Here is a 19,545-nt window from a genome sequence, read left to right as displayed (position 1 = left end):
CAGAGGCCCATTCCGGTTCAGGGCGCGTTGGATGACGGTAACGCCTACGGCAAGTCAGAAGTGAGATGCGCGCTTACTATATAGCGAGCCGGGGAGGGATGTCTATCCTGTCGTCCTGTTCCTGCAGACTGTGGCGTTTCGTTTTCTGACCATGATCAGTTATGCTGATTTGTATTAAAAATCATAAAGGAATTATAAAGTGCGCACCCGCGATTCGGCTCGTTTGCTTATTATAAATCCTCTTAATCAGGTTTTATTATTCTGGTTTAAGCATAAAAATAATGCCCTGTCAGGCAGAGAATACTGGGCCACACCCGGTGGAGGCGTTGAACCGGAAGAGACTTTTGAACAGGCAGCCATCAGAGAACTCAGAGAAGAAACAGGCATTTATGTCGATGATGTGGGTCAGCCGTTAACTAAGCGCATTTTTGAAATGACGCTTCCCAGCGGTGAGGTGGTTTTGGCAAATGAACGATTTTATTTAATTAAAGTTGGAGATGAAGATATCTGTACCAGTGGTTGGACTGAAAATGAAAAGTCAGTCATTGATAGTTATCACTGGTGGGATCTTACTGAGCTGCGAAACACTCGCGACGTCGTTTATCCAACAAATATTGCTGATCTCTGCACATTGCCGGATTAATTACGCGACGTGTCATAGCGTTGAGCGTATGAATCTATCATTGCCGCTTTCAAATGGAATCTTATTGCAGGTGATCAGAGTATGTTCAGTGGAGCCGACACAAGCTCAGGGAAGCAAAGTTTGAAGCATGAACTCACGGCAATGCTTGCAGAATTTATACAGGTATTTCAGGATTTTCAGCAGGTAGCCTAAAGCGGCCTGGTCAGCTTAGCTCACAGCGATCAGATCAGCTTTGCCCCTGTAATCAAATGGCGCATAATGTATATTATGTTAAATAAGATATCTGATCACGTATCTCAATCCTTCAGTTTCGCCCTTCACGCCTCTTACCAGGCCTACAACGCATTCCACCTATCCCACCGGTCTGTTTGATGGACACCACGGCGTTATCCTGGTGCGCATCAATGCGCACCCTACAACAGACTGCCCGGTTAGCTTCAGCTATCTCTTTCGCTCATCCACAATGACAACGAATCACGCGACACCATGGCGATATCCTGGTGCGCATCAATGCGCACCCTACAACTGAATACCCGGTTAGCTTCGCCCGGTGGCTTTCCATGTCTTTAGCTCATCAGCTCATCCAGCATGACAACGCTACGTGAAAACTTCCCGGTTATCCCTCAGCGCTTTTGTCAGATTTCACGTAGCGCGATCGGTCTGTTTGCTGAATATCGCGATTTCATCCAGGTGCGCATCAATGCGCACCCTGCAATGCCACTCCGCACTGCACAATCGCAGGGGCGCCATTCATGGCGACCGAACCCGGCGCCGTCAGCGGATTGCCACACTCATTTATCTTTAAAATAATCTTCCGGCATTTGTCCCGGCGGCATATTGATTACGGCATCATTATCCGGACCTTCATTCTTCATGTAGGTCACTTTGGCAAACTCAGGAATCACCACGTACGGATACGCTGGCCCTTCATCACGGAAACGATGCATATCTTCGATAAATTCATTCTGATAGCAGATGGTTTTTTCCGGATGCTGTCCTTCGCCGGCAATCCACTGCGGGAAAAAGATGGTGCCGTGAATCACCTTGCGGTTGATATCAAACAGCAGACTGACGCAGGTGCCGGTCGGCTCGTGCCAGTCGACTTTATAAATGCCCGGTGCGAACTGCACCGCATTCATGCTTTGATTGGTCACCCAACGGCCACCAACCAATCCCTGATGGATACGATAATCACAGGTTGTCGCGTTGCGCGCGTACCACTCATATTTCCAGCCATTATCATAGGTATAAACGAAATGCGTCCCGACAAACGCAGACAAATCTTTGGAAAATTCATCCGTTATCATGGTGTTATCCATTGTTCACCTCATCAGCAGTTTGTTGAAGCAGGAATAGTAAGTTATAGCGCCTGTGAGAAAACCAGACGGCAAATTAACAAAAAAATCCGCTTCCTGAGCGTGCAGCCGGCTTGACAGCGCCCGTCCCCCTGCTCTTTTATCTCCTCTGCACGCCGGGCCAACTGTCGCTGTTACATTCTGAAGGCGTCATCGGGCCGTTTTCCTGCTAAATCTCGCTGCAATCTTTGCAACAGCGAGGTCAAACGTTCGGCGATGTAATCGGTAAATTCTGCACGCCCCAGCGTTCTGGCAAATACCTGCTGGGGTATAAAACGGCGCATTTCGTTGTAAAAACGTCCGTCTTTGACGATGTTTTCGATACCAGCCAGTCGCTGTTTTAATAACTTTTCATAGTCAGGAATCCGGTAATCCTCGATTTTTTGCCGAATCCAGCCTACATCATACGCAGCGCCTTGCTGCATCAGCCAGGGTAAATCCCAGACATCGCGGTAACGAAGATATTTGGTGGTCGAAACCAGGGAAATAAGCTTATCACTCATGATTTCGTCGAGACTTTCACACATTACCAGCGTATCGCTGTAGCCATCCGGCAACACCGGATAATTGCGGCTCAGCGGCAACGGTTTGCGACTGTAAGCGGGAATATTAGCAACTTCGACTTTGATGGGTTGCTTAGGCATATCGCGTTTTTCGGGTGCTGTCGTCACGGAGACCTGCCATTTATCGACCCTAATCTCTTCATAGCCGGGCTGGCGGCGAAGTTCTGCCGGCTCTTTGACCGTAACTTCTAAACCGTAATGCGTGCCGAGATAGTCTTCGATACAGACCTTCATGTTTTTTAAATCTGCACCGGAAAAGTTGATGCCGCCGGCGAAATCCAGGTCCTCGCTAAATCGATTGCCGTCATAACATAGCCGCAAAGAGGTACCGCCCTGAAACGTCAGATTTTGCAGCAGACCCGCTTTATCCAGACAGTAAAGGATATCGTAGTGTAAAAGCTCTTTTTCCACTACGTTACGCATACCCTCGAGTTGCGCTGAAGCCATGGCCTTAGCGACCAGTTCAGTGAAACTGACTTTCTGATTCATCGTTCGTTTCCGCCTCATCAATCAGATGCGTATTACGCCCCACCCGACGTAAATCGCGCAGTGCGGCTTTTTTAGTTGCCAGGCGCAAAGGTGACTCGCCCAAAATGGTGTCCTGCAAAATTTGTTCAGGCGATCGTTTGGTATGCGTGAATTCGATCACGCCATAAGGCGTAATGTGTTCTTCAGAACGGCCCGTGGTCATAACGGTAAGACGCCCCATCGGGATTTGTGAAATTACCCCGTAAGCCGATAACGCCGATTCCAGGCTCAGGTAGCTGTATTCTCCTCTGCGCAACGTCTGTACGATTCTTTCCAGCGTGTAAGCGTCTTTACTTCTCGCATAGGCGTAAACATAGACGCCACGGCTGGCGCGCTGCAGGATGCCGTCCTTCACCAGACGGTTCAGGCCAGCGTTGAAAGCCTTGTCACTGTCGTCATAAAAGACTTTGGCTAAATCACGAACAGCAAAGACATAGCGCCCCTGCCTGTCAAACGCGTTAAGCCGCTCGATTGCCGTCATTTTGTTCATATAAGTCTACGGGAAAACCACATTTATAGAGTATTCATGTGTACATGATTTGCCCTGCACTTTCAAGTGCACATGAATACCAGCAATAAGTAGTGTTCATGTGCACTTACTCCATCGGCTTCAAATCGGATAACTTTCGGTCGGTGTTACCAAAATCGCATGCCGGTTAAATGCAGGGTTCTGGCGATGCCACCGACGGCGATCAGCGCCAGCACAATGCCTAACCCCGCCATCGCTTCAAATCCAAGGTGCCTGAACAGCAGATAACCGACAACGCAGCCGGAAAGAAACGAGAAGATAGTGACCAAATGAGTAAAAAGCACGGTTCGGTGGCCATCGCGATTGGCGGCCTCGCTTTGACTGAAGGATGCGCGCAGCCAGGATCCCAGCGCGATGCCGGCGTCGGTCAGTGTGCCGGTCACGTGCGTGGAGCGAACGCGACCGGAGGAAAGCTGGGTTGAGGTTGAGTTATGGATGCCCATCAGCAGACTCAGCGTAACCAGAATTTCGCCGTTGTTTCGTTCGGAATACCACAGAATTTCTACCAGGGAGGTCAGCAGAAGGAAAATACCCTCGGCCAGCAGCACCAGACAGTAAATGGTGCGCAGATTCCGCTTCAGGCCGTAAGCTACCGTCAAACGCGCCAGCATGGCACCGCAGACAAAAGCAAAAATCAGCACGGCCAGAAACAGCAGATCGTGCAGGTCAGAACCATTTACCTCTGCCGAAATTTGCGAGGTATTGCCGGTCATATGGGAAGGGAAAAAGCCAAATGCGCCAAATGCCATGGCGTTAAGGATACCGGCCGTGGTGGCCAGCGTTAACGCCAGCAGGCGGTCTTCGCTGTGAGAGCGGATTTTCTTCTTGCGCAACAGCATAATCTATTCAGCACTCCTTTGAGAGATTCTCGGGTTGGTCGGGTCTCATCCTTATCAAGCATAGCGGCTATGCTCCGACTCACGGCTAATCCTCTGCTTTTATTACTTTTAAATCCTCCGCTGCCACATCGTGTCGCTGTCATTTTTTTGTCATTTCCACGTCAGCGGAATGTTGGTCCCCGGCGCTTACAGTGGTGCATGAACCCCGACTAATTATGAGGACCGATCATGACATTACGCAAAATCACGGCGCTGACGGCGCTGGTAATCTCAGCCCTGAGTGCCGGACTGGCGCATGCCGACAGCGCTGCCGCGCCGCAGGAAGTAAAAAATATTGTGCTGGTCCATGGCCTGTACGCTGATGGCTCCAGCTGGGGCAAAGTCATCCCACTGTTGCAGGCGAAAGGTCTGCACGTCACCGCGGTACAAAACCCAACGACGTCGCTGAATGATGACGTGGCGGCGGTGAAACGCGCGCTGGCACAGCAGAACGGACCGGTGATTCTGGTTGCGCACTCTTATGGCGGCATGGTTATCAGCCAGGCGGGCGATGAACCTGAAGTGAAGGGGCTGGTGTACATCGCGGCGCGCGCGCCGGAGGCCGGTGAAGATTATCCGGCGCTCACCAAAAAGTTCCCTGCAGCACCGGTTGCCGCTGGCCTGAAGTGGCGTGACGACGGTTTTGGCGCGCTCAGTGAACAGGCGTTTATCCACGACTTTGCCGGCGATCTGCCAGAAAGCGAAGCGCGGGCTTATTACGCCGTTCAGCAGCCGATGGGTAAAGCCATTACCCAGGCGAAAACCAGCGTGGCGGCCTGGCATAGCAAACCGAGCTGGTATGCGGTGTCTACGGAGGATCACACTATCAATCCGGATCTGCAGCGCTTTATGGCGAAACGCATGCATGCGCAGACCATCGAACTCAAGGCCAGCCATGTGTCGCTGATTTCCCAGCCGCAGGCGGTGGCAAATCTGATCATGAAAGCCGCGCACGTACCAGGGTATTGAGCGCACCCTTACCGGGTGCATGTTTGATAGCGGCGCAATTTATTGCGTGATAAATCGCGCCGCTACCAGAGGTGCGCGCCCTGCCTCACGAATGCGCTGGGGCACTCTTCATATCCAGTTCATAAACCACACAGGGCTGGTCGTAATGCTGCTCGATACCGCGATAGCGCATACCCAGCCGCTGCATCACCCGATGGGATGCAAGGTTTTCCGGATGTGCCACCGCCACCAGATAATCCACGCCGATCTGCCCGGTAGCAAACTGCACAATCGCCGTAGCGGCTTCGGTGGCATACCCTTTCCCCTGACTGCTGCGCAACAGTCGCCAGCCAATTTCCAGCGGCGCCTGTTCCTGATGAGCCAGATGCTGCAGACAAGCCGCACCGACGATGTCATCGCTGCTCTTCTCGCGCAGCGCCCACCAGGAAAAACCATAGCGCTGCCAGCGTTGCTGCACGCGCTCAATGGTCGCCAGCGTCTCGTCCTGGCTCTTCACCTGGCCCTCATTGATATACCGCATGATTTCCGGGTCATCATCCATCGCGCGCAAGCCGGCGAGGTGGTTTAGCGCAAAAGGTTCCAGTCGTAAGCGTTCTGTTTCAATCACTGCCTGCATAACTCTCTCCCCGGGTTGTCCTGTTCGCCACCAGTAGTGGCTATGTAGTTAGCGCATCATCGCCTTTGTGCGCGTCCGTTACCGGCCAGGCTCCTGACATTAACGGACAACATTGCCAGCGTCATCACAATTTCCAATGACCGGTCAGCTTGTAACCTCATCAACCTCGTGACAATATCGCTACATGTATATACATGTATGTTTCGTGACATTTACCACTGACTAACAAGAAAAATCAATGACTAACCACCTTTAGCCGTTCCAGCGAGGAAACTATGTCCGCTCAGATACCTGCCGCAAATTATTCAGGTGCAGAGAAACAGCGCCTGTCAGAAACACGTTCCATTGATTACATCCCGCTCAGCGAGCGTCACGGGCATCCGTTTAGCCAGTTCACATTGTGGTTTGGTGGCAATTTGCAGATTACCGCCATTGTTACCGGTGCGCTGGCGGTGGTACTGGGCGGCGATGTGGTGTGGTCGATTGTCGGTTTACTGGTGGGACAGATTGTCGGCGCGGCCATCATGTCGCTGCACGCGATCCAGGGCCCGCGGCTTGGCCTGCCGCAGATGATCACCAGCCGTATGCAGTTTGGCGTGTTTGGCGCGGTGATCCCGCTGGTGCTGGTGTGCATTATGTATGTGGGCTTCTCGGCCAGCGGCACGGTACTGGCCGGCCAGGCGCTGGCGAAGCTGGTCAACGTCAGCAATGCAGCCGGCATGATCATCTTCAGCGCCATCATCATCGTGATTGCAGTGCTCGGCTATCGGGTGATTCATAAACTCGGCAAAGTGGCTAGCGTCATCGGCGTGCTGGCCTTTGTTTACCTGTTCATCACCCTACTCTCCAGCCACGATTTAGCGGCCGTCTGGCAAAATCAGCACTTCAGCGTTGCCAGTTTTCTGCTGGCGGTATCGCTCTCCTCGTCATGGCAGATTGCGTTTTGCCCTTATGTGTCGGACTACTCGCGCTATCTGCCGGTGGATGTCTCCGCGAAAAAGCTGTTCAGTTCGGTGTTTTTTGGCACCGTGCTGGGCACGCAGGCATCCATGACGCTCGGCGTCATTGTGGCTGCAATTGCGGGTAAAGCGTTCTCCGGTAATGAAGTGGGCTACATCGTCGGGCTGGGCAGCAGCGCCACCATGGCGATGGTCATCTACTTCGCCATCTGCTTTGGCAAAATCACCTTCACTACGCTCAATGCCTACGGCAGCTTTATGTCGCTGACCACCATTGTCTCCGGTTTTCGCCAGCAAACCGCGATTAGCCGTGGCGGACGTATCCTGTTTGTGGTGCTGATGGTCACGATCTCCTGCATCATTGCGCTGCTCAGCGAACCGGCGTTTCTCAAATCATTTACCCACTTCCTGCTGTTCCTGCTGGCCTTTTTTGTGCCGTGGAGCGCCATCAGCCTGACGGATTTTTATCTGATTACCAAAGGGAAAGTCGATGTGCCCGCGCTGTCGCAACCGGATGGCCGCTACGGTCGCTGGAACTGGGCCGGCATTATCATTTACTTCCTCGGAGTGCTGGTACAGCTGCCGTTCATTGATAACCCGCTGCATCATGGTTCCCTGACGTGGATTTTTGCTGGCAACGATGTGTCATGGATCATCGGCTGGTTTGTTACCGCGCTGCTGTGGCTGGCCGCACGTCGCTTTGATCGCCGCGGGAAACTGGCCGACTCTGTTTACCCTCAGTGACGTTGTCACATAGTCGTGCTGCGGCGTGTGTTTTCGCGCCGCCCTCATCGGCAATATCCTGATAATGCCGTAAACGCTGCGGCACGCTACACTGCTGATCGCCCTTTCGAGAATGCAGGAGTCATGGATGCCAGCCTCAGCGCTTTCACTGTTCACCCCGGCCACGCAACAGTGGTTTCGCCGCACTTTCCCGGCGGCGACCCCCGTACAACAGGAAGCCTGGCGCGCCATCGCCAGCGGACAACACTGCCTGGTGATTGCGCCGACCGGCTCCGGCAAAACGCTGGCGGCATTTCTGCATGCGATCGACGCGCTGTTTCGCGAGCGCAGCCGTGACGAACCCGTAGCGCGCAGTCACAAGACGCGCATTCTGTATATTTCACCGGTTAAAGCGCTTGCGGCTGACGTGCAGCGTAACCTGGCGCTACCGCTGGCGGGCGTTGCCGCTCAGCGCGCGGAATTGGGTGAGGCGGAAATCACGCTGGAGGTCGGCATGCGCTCCGGCGACACGCTCAGCGCCGAACGGGCAAAGCTGCAGCGCCGGCCGCCGGACATCCTGATTACTACCCCGGAATCGCTTTTCCTGCTGCTGACGTCAAAAGCCCGCGAAACGCTGCGTGGCATCTCGACCGTCATTATTGACGAAGTACACGCGGTGGCCGGTAGTAAACGCGGCGCCCACCTGGCGCTCAGCCTGGAACGGCTCGATGTATTGCTGGCGCAGCCTGCTCAGCGCATTGGCCTGTCGGCCACTGTGCGACCGCCAGAAGCGGTGGCAGCTTTTCTCGGTGGCGCGGGCGCTACGCGCATCGTCAACCCGCCGGCGCAGCGGCCGCTGCAGCTGACAATTACCGTGCCGGTAGAGGACATGACGGACATCCAGCAGCGTCCCGATGCGCGCGCCGCGCAGGAGAGCAGCCTCGCCGCCGGTTCCATCTGGCCGCATATTGAAGCCGGCATTCTGGATGAGGTATTGCGCCATCGCGCGACTTTGGTGTTTACCAATTCGCGTGGGCTGGCGGAGAAACTCACCGCACGACTCAACGAACTGTATGCGCGACGAGCCGCGCCGGAACAGGGCGTAACAGAGCCCGCCCTCGCCTATGGCTCTTTTAGCGGTGGAACCGAAAAACGCGCCACGCCTGCTGAAGCGTATATTGCCCGTTCGCATCATGGCTCAGTCTCGAAAGAGCAGCGGCTGGAGATTGAGAACGCCCTGAAAGCCGGCGAACTGCGCTGCGTGGTGGCGACATCCAGTCTTGAACTGGGAATTGACATGGGCGATATCGACCTGGTGATTCAGGTCGGGGCACCGCCTTCGGTGGCCAGCGCGCTGCAGCGTATTGGCCGGGCCGGTCACCAGGTCGGCGGTACGCCGAAAGGCATTATCTGGCCACGCACGCGTCGCGATCTGGTTGATGCGGCCGTGACGGTGGACGCAATGCTGGCAGGTGAACTGGATGCTATCGCTTTGCCACACAATCCGCTCGATATTCTCGCCCAGCATACGGTGGCGGCGGCGGCCATGGACACCCTGTCCGTCGAGGCGTGGTATCAACAGGTACGCCGTGCCGATCCGTTCAAAACGTTACCGCGTAACGCCTTTGATGCAGTGCTGGATATGCTGTCTGGCCGCTACCCTTCGGACGAGTTTGCTAACCTGCGCCCGCGCATCATCTGGGATCGACAACAGCAAACCTTAAGCGGTCGCCCGGGCGCGCAGCATCTGGCCGTCACCAGCGGTGGCACCATTCCGGACCGCGGGATGTTCAGTGTGATGCTGCCGGAGGGCGAAGAACAGTCTGGTGCGCGCCGGGTCGGCGAACTGGATGAGGAGATGGTGTATGAGTCGCGGATTAACGACATCATCACGCTTGGCGCCACCTCGTGGCGCATCCAGCAAATTACGCACGATCAGGTGGTAGTGGTGCCGGCACCCGGTCGCTCGGCGCGCCTGCCCTTCTGGCACGGCGACAGTCTCGGGCGTTCGGCGACACTCGGCGAAGCCATTGGCCGCTATTTGCGACATGCCGCCAGCGGGGTGTTGCCCGGCAGCGACAACCTTGACGCCAATGCCCGACACAACATTCGTGCGCTCATCGACGAACAGTTTGCCGCCACAGGCCTGGTGCCTGACGATCGCAATTTGCTGATTGAGCGCTGTCGCGATGAAACCGGCGACTGGCGCGTGATTTTGCATTCCCCTTATGGTCAGCGTGTGCATGCACCATGGGCGCTGGCCATCGCTGAGCGCATTGGCCGCCAGATGGGCCTCGATCCGGCCGTGGTCGCCAGCGATGATGGGATTGTCGCGCGCTTCCCTGACAGCGAAGGCCGGGTGCCAGGCGCTGAACTGTTTTTGTTTGCGCCGGACGAACTCCAGCGACAGGTGACGGCTGCGGTGGGACATTCTGCGCTGTTTGCCGCCCGCTTCCGCGAATGTGCCGCGCGCGCCCTGCTGCTGCCGCGCCGCAACCCCGGTAAACGTTCTCCGCTGTGGCAGCAGCGGCTGCGCGCCGGGCAGCTGCTGGAGGTGGCGCGGCAGTTCGATGATTTCCCGATTTTGATCGAAACCGCGCGTGAATGTCTGCAGGACGTGTATGACCTGCCGGCGCTGCATCAGCTGATGGCGCGGATACAACAGGGCGAGGTTAAGCTGACTGAAGTTACCACCGATACGCCCTCGCCGTTTGCTGCGCCGCTGCTGTTTGGCTATGTCGCCGAATTCATGTATGCCAGCGATGCGCCGCAGGCGGAACGGCGCGCCTCAATGCTGGCGCTCGACAGCACGCTGCTGAGCGATCTGTTGGGCCAGATTGAGATGCACGAGCTGCTGGCACCCGAGGTGGTGGCACGCGTTGAGCAGGAACTTCAGCGCACCGTTCCCGATTATCAGGCCAGCACTCAGGAAGCCGTGGTTGATCTGCTGCGCGAGCTGGGGCCGCTCACTGTGCCGGAAATCACGGCGCGCTACAACGGCGAGGCGGCGCTGATGCCGCTGCTAACCGCGCTGCAACAGGCGCAACGCATCATTCAGGTTACGATTGCGGCAGAGACGCGCTGGGCTGTCGCCGAAGATGGCGTGCGGCTGCGCGACGCACTGGGCACGGCGCTGCCAGCTGATCTGCCCGCCGGGCTGCTCGCGCCGGTGGCCCGGCCGCTGCATGACTTACTTAATCGCTATCTGCGCACCCACGCTGTCGCCACCAGTCTGCAAATCGCCGCCCGCTTTGGTCTGGGCCGCGCCGTGGTCGACGACACGCTGGAGGAGCTGCGTCAGCAGCAACGCGTACTGAAAGGCGATTTCCTCTCGCCTGCGGTCGATGCGTCAACGCAGTGGGTAGCGGAAAGCGTATTTCGTCGTTTGCGCGTGCGCTCGCTGCAGGCGGCGCGTGAGGCCACCCGACCGGTCGAAGCGCCGGCGTACGTGGCTTTTCTGCTTGAGCGTCAGGGATTACTGAGCGACGTCGCAGCATCCGCGGCACAGGGCGCCTTTGCCGGTATCAACGGCGTGGTGCGGGTGATTGAACAACTGGCTGGCGTTGCGCTGCCGGTTTCGCTGTGGGAAAGCCAGATTTTGCCGGTGCGGGTGCGTGATTATCAGCCAGCGATGCTGGATGAGCTGCTCTCTTCCGGTGAAGTCATCTGGAGTGGCCAGCGGGCACCTGGCGCGCAGGACGGACTGGTCTCCCTGCACCTGAGCGAGTTTGCCAGTGAAACGTTACCGGTGCCTGATGAAGGTAATAATGTGACATTGTCACCTTTACAGCAGGCGATTGTGGCGCAGTTACAGGATGGCGGCGGCTGGTTCGCCCGCGAGCTGCTACCGCGCGTGATGGCGCAGCCTGAACAATCTGTCGATCCCGGCGAAGTCTTTGCCGCGATGTGGGAACTGGTATGGCGCGGCTATCTGACCATGGATACCTGGGCCGCGCTGCGCCAGCTCAGCACCACCAGCCACACGCCGCGTCCACGCCCGGCCCGTCCTGCGCGCAGTCGCCACAGTCGGGCCAGTTTCGCGGCCAGCCGCAGTGCTGCTGCGCAGCCCTCGCTCAACAGCATGGCCGGACGCTGGTCGCTGATTGTGCGGCAGCCGCTGGCCGATACCGAGCGCGCCCTGGCGCTGACTGAAAATATGCTCGACCGCTTTGGCGTGATCACGCGCGGTGCCGCCGTGGCAGAGCAGATTCCCGGTGGCTTTCCGGCGCTGCAGCCGCTCTTGCGCGGTATGGAGGATGCCGGACGGCTGCTGCGCGGCCGCTTTGTTGCTGGCATGGGTGGCGCGCAGTTTGCTGAAAATCCGGCTATCGACCGGCTGCGCCAGCTCGGCAGCGCGCAGGCCACGCACCCGCCGGTGGCGCTGGCGGTGCTGGATCCCGCCAATCCCTTTGGCGTGCAGCTGGCGTGGCCGCTCAGCGTCGGTGGCGTGCGGCCTACCCGCCGCAGCGGCGCACTGGTGGTGATTGGCAATGGGCACGTTATGCTGTGGCTGCCGCCGGGTGGTAAAGAGCTGTTAACTTTTGGCGACATCTCTGAGGACCAACGTCAGGCCGCCATCGTGGCGCTGGGCCAGGCCTTACGCCGGGAGAAAACCCACAGCTTCATTCTCGAACGGGTGGACGATCAGCCGGCCAGCCAGTCATCGCTGCTACCGGCCCTGAAAGCCATCGGCTTTTCCCGCGTGCCGAAAGGTTACAGCTGGTATGGCTAAGCCTGCAGGCGGTAACGATGCTGCTGCAGGCGTTCTGCCTGACGCGGTGTGGCCACCGGCCAGCTAAGTTGCGGAAACAGGTATAACCGGATGCTGAACAGATGAAACAGCGGCAGCAGCAGCGCCTCGTCACGCTGCGCCAGCTGCTCCAGCTGCATCAGCAGCACATCGAGCTCCTCCTGCAAATCCTCATGCGGTGGCGTCTGCAGCGACTTCAGCCTGCGCTTGAGAAACAGTCCCAGCTCGTGAAACATCTGCCCGCTGTCCAGCTGATAACGGCTCAGCAGCGCCTGATGGCGTGCGTAGTAGTCAAAGCTATTGACCCCCAGCCACACCTCGGTCAGCAGCATTCCTGCCGGCGCCATATCGGACTGCGGATCAAGGTGCAGGCGTGGCAGCACCACATTGACCTTATCCAGCATCAGGCCAATAAAACGCTGGCGTCCCAGCAGCGATGAGCCGTTGCGCTCAATCTCCTTAATAAAGCGCAGCAGTTCACGCAGGCCGTGACGCACGGCGCGGCGCGCAGTCCACGATGGCCGCTTATTGCGCATCAGCGCGGTCAGGATCACCGCAAACAGCACGCCGGCCATTGAAGCAATCGCGTTATTCACCAGCAGCACCAGATCGGGTTTCAGATGATGTCCGAGCCCGATAAAGCCGGGGATCTGAATCGCCACGCTCAGACCGATCATGTTGCTGGCCGGTCGCGCAATCATCAGCCCGAGTAGCAGCAAACCCGGAGCCAGACAGAGGATCAGCGCCTCGAACGAGGTTGCCTGCGGCAGCAGCAGCGCGACATAAATCACGCTGATAAAGATCGCCACGATCACCCCACGAATAAACAGCTTCATTGAGGTCAGCGGCGTATCGAGGCTGGCGAAGAAGGAGCTGAGAATCGCGGCCATCACTGGCGCTGATGCCCCGTCGCGCCAGCCGGTCGCCATCCACAATAGACAGGAGCCAAAGGTGGCGCAAAATGCCGTCAGCGCCGACAGCCGAATCAGCCCTTTGTCGAAAAAGCGATGCGTGCGTTTGCCGCGCGCCAGCGTGGTGTCGCCTGACAGATCGCTGACCAGCCCGCCCACGCTCTGGTAAGCCCCGGCGATACGCACAAAATCCACCAGCCGCTCCAGCAGACCGGTAAACAGCAGACAGTGTTCGGTAGACAACTCGCCATTGCGCCACGCCGCATTCAGCCGATCCTGACAAAGGCTCAGTTCCAGCTGAATACCAATGACATCGCCCACCGCTTCGCCATCATTCAGCCACAGCAGGAACTGCTGCAGGGTCTGCTCAACCCAGGCAGGAAAGGCAATCTGGCGCGCCGCCAGCCGCTGCAGCCGCATTTCAATCGCCGTCAGCGTGGGGATTAAGTATGAAAGATGCTGATACTGCGTGCTGACCAGGCGAATCAGACGCCGGGCCGCGTCGCCCTCATACACGCAATGGGTAATCAGGATCTCGACCTGCTGCGGATTAGTGGCCATGCGGGTCAGGATTTCGTCGCGTTCTGGCGATCGGTCTGCGGAAATGCCAGAGAGTAAATCGCGGCACAGCTTGCGCCCGTTGAGATACCACTGGCTGACGCTCTGCTCCAGCAGACTGCGCATCGAGACCGGAAACAACAGCGCGTGCACCAGGCTACTACACACAATGCCTAAAGTAATTTCCTCAATGCGTGACAGCACGGTGCTGGTGATACCGAGCGGCGTCGTCACTTCCGGGAAACCCATAATCGCGGCGCTGTAGCCCGCCAGCATAAAAACATAGCTTTTCGGCGTGCGGTCGTGCAGCGACAGATAGAGACACAGGCTCACCCACAGTGAGATACACAGGCTGAACAGCAGCGGATGCGCCACGGTGAGCGGAAAGATAAAAAAGATGAAGACGCCACCGAGCAGCGTGCCGAGCAGGCGGAACAGCGATTTGGAGATGGTGGATGCCGAATAAAGCTGCGATGCCACAAACACCGTGGTCAGCGCCCAGGCGGGACGATCAACATTCAGTTCAAGGGCCAGATACAATGCCAGAAAGGCGGCCAAACAGGTTTTTACAGCAAAAAAAACGGCGTTTTTCGAAAACCACTGCATGTCACGGAGACCAGAAGGCGCTAAGTGCGGCGTATCCTGCCAGAATCTGGCGGGCGCTCATCCCGATAACTACGACAAATTGTTTCGTAATCGAAAACGGTGTTCATACACGCCTGACATCAGGCACAGAATGCTTTAAAGAAACTAATAGAATGCAGCGATCGGCGGGTCGCAGGCGGGATATCTGCGCTGTCACTGCCGCAGAAAGCAGCAATCTGCCTTCAGCGGCAGAAATGTGTCGCAGATCACACTTTGCTGCCGGACGATGCTATCCATAAAATAATTTCGCGCAATAAGGCGCAGTTTCCTGCGCCCGATCATTTTAATAGCTGACGATGGTCACCCAGTTCGCGTCCCGGCCGGCTGGAGCTTCGCCGACCCGCTGCAACGCCCCGCTGCGAGCCTCAATCGCGTAGCTGCCAATAACCGCACTCTTCTCACCGCTCACCACCAGCCAGCGGCCATCGGCGCTGATCGCCATGCCGCGCGGCTGTTTCTCCACCGGCCAGCTGCCGATCAGCGTCAGTTTGCCATCCTGCTGGTTAACACGATAACCGCTCACGGTACTGCTGGTGCGTTCGCTGACATACAGAAAACGCCCGTCCGGCGTCAGCTGGATATCCGCTGACCAGATGCGCGGCGTGCTGTCGCTGTAACCCGGCGGCCGTTCACGGCCATGTTGCAGATGATACTGCGCCGCCACCGCGTTAGGCGTTTCCGCCACTTTCACCAGCTCGCCGCTGGCTTCGCGCCGGAACTGGGTAATGATGCCGCCCATTTCACCAATGTTGTACAGATAGCGATTATCCGGCGACAACACCGAGTGGCGCGGACCGTTATCGGCGGCGGTTGCTACCTCCCCCTTGCCGAGGGCGCTCAACGTGCCGTTTGCGCCCAGCCGGAGCTGCAGCACGCGATCGGTGCCAAGATTACCCACATAAGCGTGACGACCGCTGGCATCGACAATCACCGAATGCGCCGCATGACCGGTTTTATAGCTGCCGACCGGCGGCGTAGCGATGGTGCCGCTGGCTGTCAGGCGGTAAACCTGCACCACGTCGCCGTCATATGAGGCCCCCAGCAGAAAGCGTCCCTGACGGTCAGTGCTGATGTAGGGGTAACTGGCCGCAGCCGGCACGGTGTGCCGGTTGTTCAGCTCGCCGCTCTGCGAGTCAATCTGCCAGCTCGCCAGTTGCAGCGGTTTACTGCGAATCGCCGCGTACAGCGTTTTGTGATCCGCACTGAGCGCCATCGGCATCACTTTTCCCCCGGCCTCAGTGTGGCCAAGCAGCTGCAAAGCGCCGCTGCGCGCGTCCAGCGTATAGCGCGCGATGGTGCCGTCGTCGGCGGCGGATACGTACACAAAGGTCTGCGCCAGCAGTGGCGCGCTCACCGTCATTGCCGCCAGCAGCGTAACGGTGCGCAGGCTGTTTATCATGGTGTTCTCCTTGATGAGGGTAATCAGACCCGGTTATACGCAGTAAAGCACGCGCCTGTTATGTGAGATTGCCCGACGTCACCTGGGCACTTCTCCAGCAAGCCAGGCTAATCAGGCAATTAGCGCGCCGGCGAACCTGATGTTTTGTCCAGGTTTGTGCGCGGGCTCACCTGGCGTGGCCGCGATGTGGTGCAGGATTTTGCGGTGATGATTCTGGCTACGGTGGGTATACCACACAACTGGCTGAACACCTGACAGCGCGTCAGGTGTTCAACCGTGTCACAGGTTTTAACCTGCCGATTGCGCGACAGGTGCACAGCTTACTGCAACTTCACGCCTTTGGTTTCTGGCGCTAACCAGACCACCACCATCGCGGCAAGAAAGGCGATCACCGTGGTGGCCAGCCCGGCGGTGAATCCTCCAACGCTGGCCACAAAGCCAATCAGCAGCGGCGCGATAAAGCCGCCCAGGCGCCCGCCGTTATACGCCAGCCCCATCAAAAAGCCGCGTGACTGCGTGTCGCCAATGATCTCGGCGAGGAAAGGACCGGAGCCGGCAAAAATACCGTTTACGCCAAAACCTGCCATAAAGATGGCGACCATCAGAATCAGCGGCTGAGTGGTCGCCAGATACATGCCGACCGCCACCGCACCGATAAATAGGTAGAGCAGAAACATCGGCCTGCGCCCCCACTTATCGGCCAGCAGTGAGAACACCAGGAAGCCAGCAATGGCACCGGTTTGCAGTGCCAGCACAAATTTCAGGCTGTGAAGAAAATCGAGATGCTTAACTTCACGAAGATAGGTTGGCGTCCAGGTGAATACGCCCCAGAACAGGTACTGAATGAAAAAGATAAAGGTAAATGCCAGCAGCAATCCTTTGAGGTTGATTTTGCCGGTACCTGCCGTTTTGTTCTGGCGGTGAGCGCGTTCCTGCTGGCGCGCCAGCCAGACAGGTGATTCAGGCGTGATATAAGCAATGACCATCATGATAAACACCGGCAGTGCGCCAATCATGAAAAGGTAGCGCCAGCCGCCGTTTTCCAGCCCGCCGGTCAGGGCCGTCACCAGCGCCGTCAGGCCAATCGCCAGAATCGCCCCCACCGGTAACCCCATTTGCATCAGCGCGCCACCGCGTGCACGACGCTCCGGACGCCATGTTTCGGCGATCAGTGCCGCTCCTGACGTCCACATGCCGCCCATACCCAGCGCACCGCAGAATCGCAGCGCAGCAAACGCCTGAGGATTGTGGGAGAACGCCAGCAGTCCGGAGAAAAGTGAATAGATCGCGATACAGATAAAGGCCGTTCTGACGCGTCCGATCTTATCGGCAACCAGCCCAAACAGAATGCCACCAATAATCTGCCCGCCTGCCGTGGTGCTGATAAACACGCCAAGTTCCGTTTTGCTGACATCAAATACCACGCCCAGTACCGGTAATAACAGCGAGAGCAAAAACGAGTCATAGCTTTCAAACGTCCACCCTAACCCGCCCAGCGCCAGCGTCCTTTTTTCTGCCGATGTATACGAGATCGCTGCAGCGGACTCATCCTGCGCCAGGGGAGGCGCTTCACGCAGTCTTGATTTGATATTCATCCATATTCTCCAGGGAGGATAAGCGATAGCGTGCAGCCGCGGTGCGCCAGAACAGCTGTTCTCTTTCGGTCGGCGAAGCGTGATCAGCCAGCCTTTTACAGGCATTCCAGAATACGCCGTAGCTGAACATCCCTTTGTCGACCGGGAAGTTGCTGGCAAACATACAGCGCCCGACGCCAAATGCGTCAACCAGGGTTTCAAACTGCGGCCGCCAGGCCTGCGAAAGCGTCAGGGAGTCCGGTGGCATGGCATGCTGGGCGAAGGAGTAGCCCATGACGGTCATGCCGAAACCGCTGATTTTGATGCTCACGTTTGGCAACGCCGCCAGCGCAATGATGGCCTTTTTCCATTCCTGGAAGGTGGCATCCCGTTTGTCGGCATACGGCCCGCTACCGATCGGCCCGCCGCAATGGTCCACAATAATGTGCAGATCGGGTAGCGCCCGTGCCAGCTCAGCGATTTCATCGAGTTGGGTGTGATAAACCCAGACATCCAGCGACAGTCCCTTGCGGGCCAGGCATGCGGCACCGCGCCGGAATGCGGCACTGGCCGCCAGACCGGCGGGCGGCGTCGCGGGACTGGATACCACGCGCGGGTCATCGTGCCAGGCCAGCGGATTACGCATCCCGCGTAACCGTCCCCCTGAACGTTCCGTCATGCTTTCAATCACCGGCAGCAGGTCATCGCCAGCCAACAGGCTGGCACCGCCGACAATCGCTTCACAGCCTGCCGCCGCGCCGTAATGGCCGCTGTTAAACATTGCCGCGACGCCGCTGGCAAACTCCACCTCACCGACGGGTTTGAAGGCCTCCGGTCCGTTACGGCGCAGCATTGAACGGCATTGAATGTAGACGGTGGAGAGTATCCGGTGGCCGGACGTTTCGATATCGTGGCTGAATTCAGGCGCCAGATAACGCCCTGACTGGCGGTCCCATAAGTGATGATGCGCATCGACCATCGGCAGGTCGGGCATCAAAGCGGGTTCATGATGCAGTGCCAGCCAGTGCTCTCTGACTGGCAGATGCGGTGCGTTAACGATCTCCATAGTATCCCCTCTTAACTGCCTGATTTAAATCAGGTCTGAAACGCTGCTGGCATACCTCATCGCCAAAGCCATGAGTTGCACCAGATAAAACAAAGTTTTACATAGTAAATTGACTATAGATTTACCGCATAACCGATAGCCAGCAAAAAGGGGATGTTAATGATGTAAGTAAGATGTTAATCACAAATGTCCTGCTACACCGTCAGGTTTCAATCTTTGGCAGCAGCGTCAACCTCAATGTGTGTCGCCTCGACCTGACGAACAAGACTACGCCTCTCGGGTTTTAAGCGCTTTCAGGCGCGCCGGAAGCGCCCGCTCTGTCGCTTTGCGATGATAAGGCGAAAGCTTACGCCAGCTTTGGGTTTCCCCACGGGTGCGTCCGCATCCTTCGCACCAGCCGGTTTTCGTATCAAACACACAGAGATCGATGCACGGCGATTTTGCGGCCATATCCAGCCTCCTGGGATTTGGATGTCAATGTCGGGGTAATCAGTTGCAGGCGACCCGAAAGCGCCGTAAAGTGAGTTATATACTATACCCCAGTATAGAGCATGATCAATCGGAGGCAGTAATGGCCCATACCCTGAGAAATCAGAAAAGCTTACTCACCCGCATTCGACGTATAAAAGGTCAGGCGGCGTCGCTGGAAACCGCCGTCGAATCGGGTGAGGAGTGCCTCAAGGTACTGCAGCAGGTCGCGGCAGTGCGCGGCGCTATTAATGGCCTGATGAGCGAATTGCTTGAAGGCCATATACGCGAACATTTGATGAACGCAGAGGCTACGCCGCAGGCGCGAAGTGAGGATCTGGAAGAGATCGTGGCGGTCATTCGTTCTTACCTGAAATAGAACCTCAGGCACGCAGCCGGCTTAATGATAAT

15 protein-coding genes are annotated in these 19,545 nt (G+C 57.2%); 5 read left to right on the top strand and 10 right to left on the bottom strand.

Features of this window, described 5'->3' with window-relative positions; genetic code table 11:
* Window positions 1-199: 199 nt before the first annotated feature.
* Complete coding sequence (locus AC6I8P_RS09470) at window positions 200-643, top strand: NUDIX hydrolase (protein ID WP_481657629.1); 444 nt, start codon at window positions 200-202, stop codon at window positions 641-643.
* A 791-nt stretch (window positions 644-1,434) separates the two neighbouring features.
* On the opposite strand, the gene AC6I8P_RS09465 is transcribed toward AC6I8P_RS09470, so the two are convergent.
* The 4 genes from AC6I8P_RS09465 to AC6I8P_RS09450 all read right to left on the bottom strand — a co-directional run bounded on the left by AC6I8P_RS09465 (window position 1,435) and on the right by AC6I8P_RS09450 (window position 4,457).
* The gene (locus AC6I8P_RS09465) at window positions 1,435-1,950 is read right to left on the bottom strand and encodes a phenolic acid decarboxylase (RefSeq protein ID WP_058758650.1); all 516 of its coding nucleotides are present in this window, start codon (window positions 1,948-1,950) and stop codon (window positions 1,435-1,437) included.
* Window positions 1,951-2,132: 182 nt separating this feature from the next.
* A complete protein-coding gene (locus AC6I8P_RS09460; RefSeq protein ID WP_498031142.1) occupies window positions 2,133-3,050 on the bottom strand; it encodes a nucleotidyl transferase AbiEii/AbiGii toxin family protein in 918 nt (305 codons plus the stop codon).
* The gene (gene abiEi / locus AC6I8P_RS09455; RefSeq protein WP_021506034.1) at window positions 3,025-3,579 is read right to left on the bottom strand and encodes a type IV toxin-antitoxin system AbiEi family antitoxin; all 555 of its coding nucleotides are present in this window, start codon (window positions 3,577-3,579) and stop codon (window positions 3,025-3,027) included. Before abiEi ends, AC6I8P_RS09460 begins: the two co-directional genes overlap by 26 nt.
* Window positions 3,580-3,725: 146 nt before the next feature.
* The gene (locus AC6I8P_RS09450; RefSeq protein ID WP_262255660.1) at window positions 3,726-4,457 is read right to left on the bottom strand and encodes a YoaK family protein; all 732 of its coding nucleotides are present in this window, start codon (window positions 4,455-4,457) and stop codon (window positions 3,726-3,728) included.
* A 228-nt stretch (window positions 4,458-4,685) separates the two neighbouring features.
* On the opposite strand from AC6I8P_RS09450, the gene AC6I8P_RS09445 reads away from it, so the two are divergent.
* Window positions 4,686-5,465, top strand: a complete 780-nt coding sequence (locus AC6I8P_RS09445; RefSeq protein ID WP_058774676.1) for an alpha/beta hydrolase — start codon at window positions 4,686-4,688, stop codon at window positions 5,463-5,465.
* An 85-nt stretch (window positions 5,466-5,550) separates the two neighbouring features.
* Here the strand turns inward: AC6I8P_RS09445 and AC6I8P_RS09440 are convergent, their stop codons facing one another.
* Window positions 5,551-6,081, bottom strand: coding sequence for a GNAT family N-acetyltransferase (locus AC6I8P_RS09440; protein WP_498031141.1), 531 nt, complete (start codon window positions 6,079-6,081; stop codon window positions 5,551-5,553).
* Between the two features lie 275 nt (window positions 6,082-6,356).
* Between AC6I8P_RS09440 and AC6I8P_RS09435 the strand changes: the two genes are divergently transcribed.
* Complete coding sequence (locus AC6I8P_RS09435) at window positions 6,357-7,784, top strand: purine-cytosine permease family protein (RefSeq protein WP_498031140.1); 1,428 nt, start codon at window positions 6,357-6,359, stop codon at window positions 7,782-7,784.
* A 127-nt stretch (window positions 7,785-7,911) separates the two neighbouring features.
* Entirely contained in the window at window positions 7,912-12,495 is a 4,584-nt protein-coding gene (locus AC6I8P_RS09430) for an ATP-dependent helicase (protein WP_498031139.1), read from the top strand.
* Here AC6I8P_RS09430 and AC6I8P_RS09425 read toward each other — a convergent pair.
* From AC6I8P_RS09425 to AC6I8P_RS09405, 5 genes are all read right to left on the bottom strand, one after another.
* On the bottom strand, window positions 12,492-14,588 hold the full coding sequence (locus tag AC6I8P_RS09425; protein ID WP_058774673.1) for an FUSC family protein: 2,097 nt from the start codon (window positions 14,586-14,588) through the stop codon (window positions 12,492-12,494). The genes AC6I8P_RS09430 and AC6I8P_RS09425 overlap by 4 nt on opposite strands.
* 322 nt (window positions 14,589-14,910) lie before the next feature.
* Window positions 14,911-16,026 (bottom strand): lactonase family protein, encoded by a 1,116-nt coding sequence (locus tag AC6I8P_RS09420; RefSeq protein ID WP_394516158.1) that lies wholly within the window; start codon window positions 16,024-16,026, stop codon window positions 14,911-14,913.
* Window positions 16,027-16,346: 320 nt separating this feature from the next.
* Window positions 16,347-17,621, bottom strand: a complete 1,275-nt coding sequence (locus AC6I8P_RS09415; RefSeq protein WP_021506025.1) for an MFS transporter — start codon at window positions 17,619-17,621, stop codon at window positions 16,347-16,349.
* Window positions 17,596-18,666, bottom strand: a complete 1,071-nt coding sequence (locus AC6I8P_RS09410) for an amidohydrolase family protein (RefSeq protein WP_264443530.1) — start codon at window positions 18,664-18,666, stop codon at window positions 17,596-17,598. The genes AC6I8P_RS09415 and AC6I8P_RS09410 overlap by 26 nt, the downstream gene beginning before the upstream one ends.
* Before the next feature lie 267 nt (window positions 18,667-18,933).
* Window positions 18,934-19,116, bottom strand: coding sequence for a DUF1289 domain-containing protein (locus tag AC6I8P_RS09405; protein WP_021506023.1), 183 nt, complete (start codon window positions 19,114-19,116; stop codon window positions 18,934-18,936).
* 121 nt (window positions 19,117-19,237) lie between these two features.
* Between AC6I8P_RS09405 and AC6I8P_RS09400 the strand changes: the two genes are divergently transcribed.
* Complete coding sequence (locus AC6I8P_RS09400) at window positions 19,238-19,513, top strand: metal/formaldehyde-sensitive transcriptional repressor (protein ID WP_058769814.1); 276 nt, start codon at window positions 19,238-19,240, stop codon at window positions 19,511-19,513.
* The last annotated feature ends 32 nt before the right edge of the window (window positions 19,514-19,545 follow it).

It is taken from the genome of gamma proteobacterium symbiont of Lampromicra miyakona (assembly GCF_059730895.1).
Note: the sequence above shows the minus strand (reverse complement) of the source record. Positions and strands in the feature narration are given on the sequence as shown.

What these genes read in the sequence shown, in the direction of transcription:
- AC6I8P_RS09430 (WP_498031139.1), top strand. Translation starts at nt 7,912, where the DNA reads ATGCCAGCCTCAGCGCTTTCACTGTTCACCCCGGCCACGCAACAGTGG.
- AC6I8P_RS09445 (WP_058774676.1), top strand. Translation starts at nt 4,686, where the DNA reads ATGACATTACGCAAAATCACGGCGCTGACGGCGCTGGTAATCTCAGCC.
- AC6I8P_RS09425 (WP_058774673.1), bottom strand. Translation starts at nt 14,588, where the DNA reads ATGCAGTGGTTTTCGAAAAACGCCGTTTTTTTTGCTGTAAAAACCTGT.
- AC6I8P_RS09460 (WP_498031142.1), bottom strand. Translation starts at nt 3,050, where the DNA reads ATGAATCAGAAAGTCAGTTTCACTGAACTGGTCGCTAAGGCCATGGCT.
- AC6I8P_RS09440 (WP_498031141.1), bottom strand. Translation starts at nt 6,081, where the DNA reads ATGCAGGCAGTGATTGAAACAGAACGCTTACGACTGGAACCTTTTGCG.
- AC6I8P_RS09405 (WP_021506023.1), bottom strand. Translation starts at nt 19,116, where the DNA reads ATGGCCGCAAAATCGCCGTGCATCGATCTCTGTGTGTTTGATACGAAA.
- AC6I8P_RS09420 (WP_394516158.1), bottom strand. Translation starts at nt 16,026, where the DNA reads ATGATAAACAGCCTGCGCACCGTTACGCTGCTGGCGGCAATGACGGTG.
- AC6I8P_RS09415 (WP_021506025.1), bottom strand. Translation starts at nt 17,621, where the DNA reads ATGAATATCAAATCAAGACTGCGTGAAGCGCCTCCCCTGGCGCAGGAT.
- AC6I8P_RS09400 (WP_058769814.1), top strand. Translation starts at nt 19,238, where the DNA reads ATGGCCCATACCCTGAGAAATCAGAAAAGCTTACTCACCCGCATTCGA.
- AC6I8P_RS09450 (WP_262255660.1), bottom strand. Translation starts at nt 4,457, where the DNA reads ATGCTGTTGCGCAAGAAGAAAATCCGCTCTCACAGCGAAGACCGCCTG.
- abiEi (WP_021506034.1), bottom strand. Translation starts at nt 3,579, where the DNA reads ATGAACAAAATGACGGCAATCGAGCGGCTTAACGCGTTTGACAGGCAG.
- AC6I8P_RS09465 (WP_058758650.1), bottom strand. Translation starts at nt 1,950, where the DNA reads ATGATAACGGATGAATTTTCCAAAGATTTGTCTGCGTTTGTCGGGACG.
- AC6I8P_RS09435 (WP_498031140.1), top strand. Translation starts at nt 6,357, where the DNA reads ATGTCCGCTCAGATACCTGCCGCAAATTATTCAGGTGCAGAGAAACAG.
- AC6I8P_RS09410 (WP_264443530.1), bottom strand. Translation starts at nt 18,666, where the DNA reads ATGGAGATCGTTAACGCACCGCATCTGCCAGTCAGAGAGCACTGGCTG.